Origin of the sequence: Bacillus litorisediminis, assembly GCF_022808645.1 — a bacterium.
In the GTDB taxonomy this organism is placed as follows: domain Bacteria; phylum Bacillota; class Bacilli; order Bacillales; family JC228; genus Bacillus_BF; species Bacillus_BF litorisediminis.
The window spans coordinates 1-1341 of the sequence record NZ_JAKZKT010000120.1 but is presented as its reverse complement, the minus strand read 5'-3'; the positions used below and the strand labels follow the sequence as shown (position 1 = coordinate 1341).

The window sequence follows — 1341 nt, the reverse complement described above, 5'->3', positions numbered from 1 at the left end:
GAGGAAAGCAGGTTTTATTTGATGTACCCAAAAAGAATTCTATACAAAAAGTTTAAGTGGCAAAAGGCAGAAAATTCAGGTTTTCCAAAACCTTCAAAAGTAACCGCCTTATGTCACGGATTCAGGATATGATTAATCATACAATAACTGGAAACGAAAAGCAATATGAACATTTTAAAGTTTTTGAATTATTTGAATGTGATTATAAAGATAGAAAATCTCAGTCTATATAAATACTTTTAACATCTCCAGAGGAAAATCAATAAATGGATTGCGATTCCCCTGAATTTCATAAATAGCTTGGTTACGGTGTTTTTCATATAAGTCAGGAGGGAATTCCTGATGCCACTTAAGTAAAAGATTTATATCTAATTGATCACGGAATTTGGCTTCAATTTGATCTGGGTATCTGAGTAAAAAGTAAAGAGTCGCTCTTGCTGCTGCTCCTTTGCCATTTTCCGGCTCGAATCGACTATTTTCTGCCTTGCCACAGGTTTTTTCAACTCGTTTAATGGTCATTTGTGTAGGATTATAATCTGGAAAATCGGTATAGGGAAAGTTGCTTCTAATTGAATTACATACAGGATCGCAGGTAAATAAATGGTGGATGTCTCCGCGCATAGGCTCTCTTTCATTAAACCAGGACTGTGGAACTACATGTTCACAATTATATTTAAAGTTCTTTTCAATTTTAACGAGCAGAGCTTCAATATCCTCGTTGTTTGTAATCGCTGATTTCTGAATTTCGCGGATACGTTTAAGAGAAGTAGTGAAGTCCTCTTGAATAATTTCTTCTGGTGTTCTGGTTTCTCCTGAATAGATGCTCATTAGTGTGCCGTCCGGACGCAGGTCAACCCAAGGATACACATATTCAGTTGGATCATAGGGCACCTCATTGGTATGTGTATCTTTTAGGAGCAGCTTGATTGAAGAGATAATTTGATTTGAATTAGAGTGAGTAAAATCAATATTTGCATAGTATTGCTCGATTGCTGTTTTATCTTTTTTCTCGTCGTAGTAAACTTTCTTATCTTGATGTATTTTTGATTTCGTTATGGCAAGTTGAGAAAGGACTTGTTCAAGACGTTGTGGATTGCTTGTCCTTGAAAGAATTTTCATCTGTTGCTGCGCAGTTAGAGAAGACATAAAATACCCCTCCGTATCATTTTTATTGTACAGATGAAGCCTTCACTTGAATAGAGAAGGCTTCATGTTGGTGCGCCCGGCATGGGCTATAACTTGGTGGTGAAAGTCCACTACAGGCTTGGCAGTAGGAACTGTTAGCTAAAGGCAAGGGTGTCCATCGTGAGGTGGAATCTGAAGGAAGCCGGAGGCAAAATC

The 1341-nt window shown here is 37.6% G+C and carries 1 protein-coding gene; it reads right to left on the bottom strand.

Annotated elements, in window-relative coordinates:
• Positions 1 to 225: 225 nt before the first annotated feature.
• Positions 226 to 1146, bottom strand: a complete 921-nt coding sequence (locus tag MLE14_RS22240) for an endonuclease I family protein (protein WP_243300546.1) — start codon at positions 1144 to 1146, stop codon at positions 226 to 228.
• Between the last annotated feature and the right edge of the window lie 195 nt (positions 1147 to 1341).

Coding starts and splice junctions, on each gene's coding strand:
- MLE14_RS22240 (WP_243300546.1), bottom strand. CDS start 1,146: ATGTCTTCTCTAACTGCGCAGCAACAGATGAAAATTCTTTCAAGGACA.